4 protein-coding genes are annotated in these 9414 nt (G+C 73.2%); 1 reads left to right on the top strand and 3 read right to left on the bottom strand.

Annotation, left to right across the window (positions count from 1 at the left end):
• Positions 1 to 131: 131 nt before the first annotated feature.
• Positions 132 to 3722, bottom strand: a complete 3591-nt coding sequence (locus ABZX96_RS34875; RefSeq protein WP_355552539.1) for a bifunctional glycosyltransferase family 2 protein/CDP-glycerol:glycerophosphate glycerophosphotransferase — start codon at positions 3720 to 3722, stop codon at positions 132 to 134.
• Positions 3723 to 3776: 54 nt separating this feature from the next.
• Positions 3777 to 6092, bottom strand: coding sequence for a CDP-glycerol glycerophosphotransferase family protein (locus ABZX96_RS34870; protein ID WP_355552536.1), 2316 nt, complete (start codon positions 6090 to 6092; stop codon positions 3777 to 3779).
• Between the two features lie 375 nt (positions 6093 to 6467).
• On the opposite strand from ABZX96_RS34870, the gene ABZX96_RS34865 reads away from it, so the two are divergent.
• Positions 6468 to 8669, top strand: coding sequence for a PIG-L family deacetylase (locus tag ABZX96_RS34865; protein WP_355552533.1), 2202 nt, complete (start codon positions 6468 to 6470; stop codon positions 8667 to 8669).
• A gap of 16 nt (positions 8670 to 8685) precedes the next feature.
• Here ABZX96_RS34865 and ABZX96_RS34860 read toward each other — a convergent pair whose 3' ends face one another.
• Positions 8686 to 9150, bottom strand: a complete 465-nt coding sequence (locus ABZX96_RS34860) for a GtrA family protein (protein ID WP_355552542.1) — start codon at positions 9148 to 9150, stop codon at positions 8686 to 8688.
• Between the last annotated feature and the right edge of the window lie 264 nt (positions 9151 to 9414).

Here is a 9414-nt window from a genome sequence, read left to right as displayed (position 1 = left end):
CGCGGGGGCCCCCACCCCCCCGACGTCCTCGGGCCGGGCCCGGCCGCCCGCCCCGCCCCCCCGGCCCCCTTCGTTCGTGTTCTTTCCCTTGGGTCCCCTTGGTTCCCCGCAGGTCCCCTTAGCCCGTGGAATCAGCGCTTCTTGGCCATGTCGAACATCAGGTCGGCAACCCGTGCCGAGGCGTGTCCGTCGTCCAGGTCGCAGAAGTTGTGGTGGAACCGGTCGTACTGCTCCTGGTACCGGGCGGACACGGCGTCGATGTCGGCGATGGCGTCGATCAGCTCCTCCGAGGTGCGGATGAGCGGACCGGGCGCGTCCTTCTCGAAGTCGAAGTAGAAGCCGCGCAGCGTGTCGCGGTAGTGCTCCAGGTCGTACGTGAAGAAGAGCATCGGCCGCCGCAGGTGGGCGTAGTCGAACATGACCGACGAGTAGTCCGTGATCATCATGTCCGCGGCCAGGTACAGGTCGGCGATGTCCGGGTACTCCGAGACGTCGAAGACGAAGCCGCCGCCGGCGCCCGGGATGCTGTCCACGATGTTGGAGTGGCGCCGCACGAGCAGGACGTGGTCCGCGCCCAGCCGGCGCTCGGCGTCCTCCAGGTCCAGGCGCAGGTCGAAGCGGAACTGGCCCAGGCGGTGGGAGATGTCGTCCCGCCAGGTCGGCGCGTACAGCACGACCTTCTTGCCCTCGGGCAGGCCCAGCTTGCGGCGGACCTCCTGCGCGCGCGCCTCGCGATCGGGCGCGTAGAGGTAGTCGTTGCGCGGGTAGCCGGTCTCCACGATCGGGCCGTCGAAGGCCATGGCGCGCTTGAGGATCGGGGTGCTGAAGCGGTTGGACGACACCAGCATGGACCAGTTCTTGGCCTCGATGCGCAGCCGCTCGTGGTACTTGGGGTCGAACTTCGGCGCCTCGATGTCCAGGCCGATGCGCTTGAGCATGGTGCCGTGCCAGGTCTGCACGATGACCTGGCCCTCGCGGCGCTCGACCCAGTGCGGCAGGTGCGCGTTGGTGACGATGTACCGGCAGCGGGCCAGGGCCTCGTACCACTCGGTGGACTGGAAACGCACCTTCTGGACGGTGTCGGGCAGCTCGACCTGTCCGTCCCGGACCAGCCACAGGTGCTCCACCTTGGCGCCGCGGCGCAGCAGCTCCTCGTGGATGGCCTTGGGGCTGTCGGAGTACTGCTTGCCGTTGTAGCTGATGTAGAGGACCGCGTCGCGCAGCGGCTCCTGGCGGGCGGGTTCGTACACCTTGGTGCGGAGCTGATGCTGGCGGTACTTGCCGCGCTCCAGCACCGACAGGTCGCTGACGCAGTTGAGCTGCGGGAAGTCGAACCAGCGGGCCTCGATGGCGTACTCGCGGCCCTGGTCGGTGCCCTCCACGGGGAAGAGCGGGTTCGCCAGCCGGTCCAGGACGAACGGCACGTCGATGTCGCTGTCGGCGGACCGCAGGAAGAAGTTCCACCGGCCGCTCTTGAGCGGCAGCGTGCGGCGCGGGCCCGACATGCGGGCCGGGGTGAAGTCGGCCTCGAAGGTGCCGTCCGGGAACATCCGCACCGGCACGGTCTTCTCGTCGAAGCGGTCCCGCGCCTTGATGACGAGCACCGGGTCGGTCAGGTCCGCCGGAGTGCTGCCGGTCAGCGTGAACCGGCCGTCCTGCCAGGTCACGTTCGTCAGCTTGGCGTGCACGGGGCGGCCGGTGAACTTCAGGTAACCGGTCTGCCCGGCGGTGATGCCGATCTCGTTGCGGTCCGCGCCCTCGCCGAGCGAGGCCGGCAGGCGGACCTGGCCGTCGGCCAGCCCCGGCCGCACGACCGTGGAGTAGCGGCGCTCCTTGCCGGTGATCCCCGTGATCACCAGGGCGGTGCTCCAGTTGCGCCGGGCGGACAGGGCGCGGCGGCGGTCGACGTCCGCGACCGGCCCCTGGGACAGGATGTCCTGGTGCTCCGGCAACAGCGCGATGTCCTTCAGCGGCACCGCCACCCGGAAGACGGTGTCGCCCCCCGCGGCGGGGGAGAGCTCGGCCGCGTACCGCAGCAGGTCGCCGGTGCTGCGGTTCTTGACCTCCAGCTCGACCGGTTCGCCGTGCTGGAGCGGCTCGCGGATCACGCCCTCGATCTCGATGCTCTCGCCCGCCGCGCGGTGGGCGGTGACCAGGGCCCGGACCTTCTCGATCTTCAGCTTGAACAGGTTGTTGTCGGCCATGGGCAGCAGCCGGAAGTTCTCGTCCAGCCACTGGTACGGGGGGCTGCCCGCCCGGCTCGCGCCCGCCATGCGCACCGCGCGCCGGCGGACCAGGCCGCCGGCGACCATGCCGATGCCGACGTGCCAGATGCCCTCTTCCCACTCCTTGCCGCGGCGCAGCCGCTTCGGGTCGAGCAGCAGCTCCCAGCCGGACCAGTCGTAGTTGTGCTGGGTCTGGCCGGACTCGGTGGTGGCCTGGGGGCGGTAGACGTTGCGCACCGGCAGCACCGTGCGGCGGCGCGAGCCCTCCTTGCGGAGCTGGATCACCTTGACCGCGCTGTGCTTGGCCGTCTGGTCCATCCGCTCGATCCACGCGTGGCCCAGCACGCGCAGCTTGCCCTGCTCCCAGGTGACGTCCTGGACCGGCGCCTTCATCTTCAGGTCCGGGTCGATGCGGCGGATCTGCTTGGGCAGCCGCGCGGTGGCCGAGCCCGAACCGGCGAACCCGGCGTACTTGCGCAGCAGCCCCTGGATCTCGATCGGCTCGCCCTGGCGCTCGGCGTTGAGGATGTCGATCAGCTCGTCGAGGGCGTGCTTGCGCACCAGCAGCCAGGCGAGGCGGGCGCGGGCAGGCAGCTCCAGCGCCACTTCCGGGTCCACCTGGTCCAGGTAGCGGTTGACGGAGCGCAGGAACTCCGCGCGGTACTCGTCGTCGCCGTCCGGCAGCACGTTCAGGAAGATGCGGATGTCACCGGTGAGGGCGGTGCGGTCGTACTCCCGCTTGAGGTCCGCGCAGTCGGGGCGGCCGGCCAGGAAGCGGCTGACCGACTCCACCGCGGCGGTCCGGTCGCGGACGGCCTTCGGCTCGGTGCGGCGCTGGGTGATCGACGCGGGACCGGCGCCGTCGCGCAGCCGCCAGTAGTACGTCGGCTCGCTGATCACGTCGACGGCCTCGGCGAGCACCTGCGCGGGCACGATGACCGGGGTGTCCTCGTACAGCACGCCCTCGGGGAAGGACAGCGCGTGCTTCTCCCAGAAGGTGCGCCGGAAGACCTTGTTGCACGCGATCCGGTCGGTGAGCAGCCGCTTGTCCTCGGTGACATGCGTGCGCTGACGGGCGCCGCCCGCCAGGATGCGGTGCATCGGGGACTGCCAGACCCGGGTGGAGTTGATGTGGTGCACGTTTCCGGTGACGAAGTCGGAGCCGGACTCGTCCAGGCTCGCCAGCATCATCCGGTAGGCGTCCGGCGGGATCACGTCGTCACTGTCGACGAACGCGATGAACTCGCTGTCCGGGTGGAGGTGCTCCAGGCCGGTGTTGCGGGCCGCGCCCAGGCCGGCGTTCTCCTTGCGGATCAGCTTGAACCGCGGGTCCCGGGCGGCGTACTCGGCCGCTATCGCCGCGCAGTCGTCCGGGGAGCCGTCGTCGACCACGATGACCTCGATCTCGCGCAGGGTCTGCGAGGCGAGGGAGTCCAGACAGGCCGGGAGGTATTCCTCCACGTTGTACGCGGGGACGATGACGCTGAGCCGTGGCATGGGGTGCCGTTGCCTTCCTGAGGGGAGCAGATGGGTGCCGGGTGCGGCGGCCGGTCAGACCGCCGGGGTGACCGGCGGCGTCGAGGTGCCGGGTGTGCTCGGGCGCACGACGGGGCGCGGTGGATCCGTACGGAGCAGCGCGCGCGGGGCCGGAGCGGGGACGCGTTCGGCGAGCGGGACGATCGCGGGCACGTCCGTCCGGCCCAGGAAGACCCGGCGCACGACCCGCTCGGCGGCCCGTCCGTCGTCGAACTCGCAGAACCGTTCCCGGAACTGGGCCAGGCGTCGGGCCGCCGCCTCGTCCTCCCAGGCACCGGAACGGAAGACCTCGGCCAGTTCCTCGGGGGTGGTGGCCACCGCCCCGGGTCCTTCCGCCGGCAGGTCGAAGTAGACGCCGCGGACGGCGGAGTAGACCTCCCAGTCGTCGGCGTAGGTGACGATCGGGCGGTTCAGGTTGGCGTAGTCGAACATCACCGAGGAGTAGTCGGTGATCAGCGCGTCCGAGGCCAGGGCGAGCCGCTCGATGGACGGGTGCCCGGAGACGTCGACGATCCGGCCGTCCGCCTGGTGGCGGGCCAGGTCGGCCGAGCCGTCGTAGAAGTAGTGGGCGCGGACCAGCAGCGTGTAGCCCGGGCCGAGCCGCTCGGCGAGCGCGGCCAGGTCGAGCCGCGGGACGAAGCCCGCCTCGTGGTCGCGGTGGGTGGGCGCGTAGAGCAGGGCGATCGTCCCGTCGGCCAGGCCCAGTTCGCGACGGGCCTGCGCGACGTCGGCGGCGCCGGCGTTCAGCAGGATGTCGTTGCGCGGATAGCCGTATTCGAGGGGGACGTACGAGCAGGGGTACGCGCGTTCCCACGCCTCGGTGGTGAAGCGGTTGGAGGTGAGGCTGAAGTCCCAGCGGTCGCACCGGCGCAGCAGCGCTTCGAAGTCCACGCCCTTGCTCGCCGCCGGATAGGCGCGCTGGTCGAGCCCCATGGTCTTCACCGGGGTGCCGTGGTGGGTCTGGAGGTGGACCGAGCCCGGACGCTTGACCACGCTGTTGCCGAAGTTGACGTTGTTGACCAGGAACTTCGCGCGGGCCATGGCGGTCCAGTACTCGCGGGTGCCGGGCGTCACGGCCTCGGCGCCGGGCGGCACCGACGCCTCCTCACCGGGCCGCACGATCCACACCCGGCGGATGTGCGGGGCCAGCCGGGCCAGCTCCCGGTCGATGGCCAGCGGGTTGCAGGCCACCGAGCGGCTCCAGTACGAGGAGAAGACCGCCAGGTTCTCGTCGATCGGGCGCCGGAGCTGGGAGCGGTAGTGCAGCTCCTTGCCGGTGCGCTTGGCCAGGCGGAGCTGCTTGCCCGCCGTCCGGCGCGCCACGCGGTGCAGCTTGCCGGCCGAGCGCACCCCGGCCAGGGCGGAGTAGGAGTCGTGGGCGAGCGCGGCGTACTTGCCGCCGGCCACGCCACCGGGGCGCACGAAGCCCTCCGGTATCCGCTCCCGGTAGTCCCGCGCGGCCCGGTGGAAGAACTCGGCGACGGCGTCCTGCGGCAGCCGGCCGGGCTTCTCGATGACCGTCAGGTAGTGGTCGACCATCTTGCGGAACAGGCGGGGGCGCCAGGCCGCCAGCTCCGGGCGCTCGTCGACGTAGGCGAAGACCCGGGCGTACTGGTCGAACACGTCGAAGTGCTTGCGGCTGGTGCTGCGCAGGATGTTCCCGCCCTGCCGGCGCTGCCGGTAGTGCAGGCACACCCGGTCCAGGACGGCGATCCGCTCCGCGGTGATCATCGTGCAGAACGTCCAGGGGGCGTCCTCGTAGAACCCGGTGGGGAACCGGAAGCCGTGCCGGAGGACGAAGTCCCGGCGGTACGCCTTGTTGCAGACGATCTGCAGCAGGTCGAGGAGCTCGGGGCGGTCGGCGAGCGGGAAGACGGGGGCGCCGGTCTCCGCGAGGAGTGCGGCGCGCTGGTTGCGCTTGATCTCGCCGTCCCAGTACGTCCGCGCGTAGTCGAAGACCAGGATGTCGGGGTCCTCGGTGGCGGCGAGCCGCTGGGCGAGGGCGCTGAGGGTGCCCGGCACGAAGGTGTCGTCGCTGTCGAGGAAGAGGATGTAGTCGCCCCGGGCCTTCTCCAGGCCGATGTTGCGCGCCTCGCCGAGCCCGGCGTTCGCGGACAGGTGCAGCACCTCGATCCGGTCGTCGCGGGCCGCGTACTCGTCCAGGATCTCGCCGCTGCGGTCGGGCGAGTGGTCGTCGACCGCGATGACCTCGAAGTCCCGGAAGTCCTGGGCCAGCACCGAGTCCAGGCACGCGCGGACGAACCCCTGCACCATGTACGCGGGCACGATGATGCTGAAACGCGGATGGGGAACCAGGCGTGTGTCGGACATGTCTGGCGTTACTCCTCGCGGCGGGTCGGGCACGGAAAGCGAAACGAGATCCATACGGACCCTTCATTGTCAACTAGGTGACGAGCGTTAACCCAAATGGGTTGCCATTTGTTACTTGCTGGACCTGTGGCGCTCGTCACCTGTGCTGGCATATATGGACTAATCGGGCGTGCGGGATGGAATGTGCCTCCCGATACTGAAGGGACGTGTTACGGCCGACGGGACGAGCCGGTGCCACCGACGCGTCCCGCGCACCCGGTGACGGTTCACCCGGCACCGGCCGGGCGGCGCACCGGCCGCGGCTCGCCGCACACGCCCGGACCGGGCCGGGCACGGAAGGTTCCCGGCCGCCGCCGGGCGCAGGGAGGAGTGCCGATGGGGGCCCACCCGCCCTCCATATCCCGGCGGCGGCTGCTCCAGGCGGCCGGCGGCGGGGTGGCCGTGGCGTGCGCGGGCGGCGGGTGGTGGGCGTGGTCCGGGCCGGACGGGGACGCGCGCCGGGCGGGGGCCGAGGCCGTGGCCGCGCAGGCGGCGTACCTGCACGTCATCGCGCACGCCGACGACTCGCTGTACTTCATGAACCCGGACCTGGAGCAGTCGGTCCGCGGCGGCGCCCGGTCCGTCACCGTCTGCCTCACCGGCGGCGAGTCCGACGGCCGCAACGCCGGGGTGGACACCCCGAACCGCCACGACGTCCCGGCCGACCGCGCCGCCTTCGCCCGCGCCCGGACCAACGGGCTACGCGCCGCGCACGCCGAAATGGCCACCGGCGACCCGGCGAGCCCCTGGAAGGTCGCGGCGGTCCCGCTGCTGCCCGGTTTCGAGGCGGAGGTCCACACGCTGCGGGCCGCCCCGCACCACGAGTTGATCTTCCTGGGGCTGGTCGAGTCCCGGGCCATCGCCCGGCCGCTCCCCGTCAGCCTGCGCGGCCTGTGGCTCGGCGCGACCGGTGCGCTGCCCACCCTGCGCCCGCTCGGCACCCCCGTACGGCACGCCGCCCCCCGCTCCCGCGCGCAGGTGATCGCGTCCCTGGTGGCCGTGCTGGAACGGGTGCGGCCCACCGTCGTACGGACCCTGGACCCCAACGCCTCCCACGTCCCGCACCCCGGCCTGCCCGCCGACGATCCCCGGCTGCGGGGCCTGCTCTACTACGACCACCAGGACCACATCGTCTCCGCCTACTTCGCGCAGGCGGCGCTCGCCGCGTACTGGCAGCGTCCGCACGCCCACCCCACCGTCGTCGAGCACTACCTCGGATACGAGACCGGCACGCTGCCGCACAACCTCGACCCGGCCGCGGCCCGCCGCAAGAGCGAGCTGCTGTCCACGTACGGCTGGGCCGACCGGCACCCGTGCGCGGACCCCGCCGGCTGCGGCGACCTCAAGGTCGGCGGCACCTCCCTCACCGGCCGCTCCCGGAACTGGACCCGCAGCACCCGCCCGCGCACCCCCGGCTCCCCCTCCTGGCTGCACGCCACCGCGGACGGCCGGCTCGCCGCGTTCGCCGTGCTGGACGGCGCGGCCCACGTCTGGGCCGAGACGGAGCCGGGCAGCGGTACCTTCCACGGGCCGTACGCGCAGGGCGGCGAACTGCTCCAGGGGGAGATCCACGCCCTGCGGCAGCGGGACGGGCGGCTGCGCCTGTTCGCCCTGCGCACGGTCCTGCCGGGCCGGAACCGCGCGCACCGCCGCGACCTGGTGACCGCCGTGCAGAACGGCACCGGCCCCGGCGGCGCGCCCGCCTTCGCCGACTGGACGTCGCTGGGCACCCCGGACGCCGATCCGGCCAGGTCGCTGGAGACCGGGTTCCCCGCCGCCGTCGAGACGCGGGACGGGGCGCTGCTGGTCTTCGTCCGCGACTGGTCGGGCGGCATCGGCTACCGCCGCCGTCCCCGGGGCGGGGCGTGGTCGCGGTGGCGGCGGCTGGCGGGGCCGGTGGGAACCGGGGGCGGGGTGACGGCGGCGGGCGCGACGGCCCGGCCGCCGCGTGTCGTGGACGGGCTGGACGCGTGCGTGGACGCCGCCGGGCTGGTCCACGTGGCCGCGCCGAGCGCGTGGGCGGTGCACCACTGGGTCTCCGCGGTGCCGGGCGGGGTGCCGCTCCGGGCGTCCGGGGCCGGGCTGCCCGCGCCGGCCGGTCCGGTGAGCCTGGCCCCGGCGGGTGACGGCACGGTGTGGGCGGCCTTCCGGCAGCCGGAGAGCGCGCGGGCGGTGGTGGCGGCGTGGCGCGGGGGCGGTGCGGGCTGGCGGGTGGCGGACCGGCCCGCGCCCATGGGTGGGCAGGGCCGGGTGGCCGTGACGGTGGCCGGGGGCGGGCGGCCGGTGGTCGCGGGGCGGGACGGCGCGGGCGCGGTCCGGGTCGCCGTCGCCGGCGGGCCACCGGGGGAGGCCGGGGGGTGGCGCACCGGGAAGGTGCCGCACTCGGCCGCGGCGGGGATCGCCCGGGACGTCACCGGCCGCGCGGTCGCCGTGGTGCTCGGCCATGACGGGCGGCTGTACGCGGCCCGCCAGCAGGACACGGGTCCCGGGGCGGCGGTGACGGGGTGGCGGGCCCAGGGCGGCGACGGGCGGGGCTGAGGGAGTGCCGGCGGCGTCAGGGGGCGGGCGGTGGCGCCGGGCCGGGCGGGGGCGGGGCGCCGCCGGGGGCGGTGACCGCCGCGCCGGGTGAGGGCTCGCCGCCCGGTGGTGGCTCGCGCCCGGGAGTCCCCCCGCGAGGGACCAGGACGCGCCGGGACACCACGTACGTGAACGGGATCGCGAGCACCGCCGCGAGGAGCGGCGCGATCCGCGTCTGGAGTCCGCACCAGCCCACCAGCGCCACCAGGCCCGCGCTCTGCACCCCGTAGTTGGTGGCCTGCGTCAGGGGGAAGAACAGGAACTTCCGCCAGGTCGGCCGGGTGCGGTAGGTGAAGTGGGCGTTCAGGAAGAAGGAGCCGGTCATGCTGAGCAGGAAGGCCAGCGTGTAGGCCGCGAAGTACGGCATCCAGGGGTGCAGGAGCAGGTAACCGCCGTAGAAGGTCGCGGTGTTGACGCCGCCGACGAGGACGAAGCGGGCGATCTCCGGGAGTCGGGCGGTGCCGGTGGGCGGGTGGTTTTCCCTGAGCTGACGCGTCCTACGGGTGCGAGGTGACTTCCCGACGCGGCCGGGGTCCGTCACGGGGCTTCGCCGAGGACGCCGCGGGCGGTCGCCGGGTCGGTGGGGCCGAAGGGCGGTGCGGGATCGGCGGGGGCGCACGGCTCGGCCGGTTCCGGGGAGGGGGCGGGCCCGGCCGTACGAGCGGCCTCGGGCTGGGGCACGGGATCGACGGGGGCGGCGGGTGCC

The sequence above is a fragment of the Streptomyces sp. NPDC003077 genome, from assembly GCF_040611095.1.
GTDB lineage: Bacteria > Actinomycetota > Actinomycetes > Streptomycetales > Streptomycetaceae > Streptomyces.
This window is presented reverse-complemented; position numbering and strand designations above follow the sequence as displayed.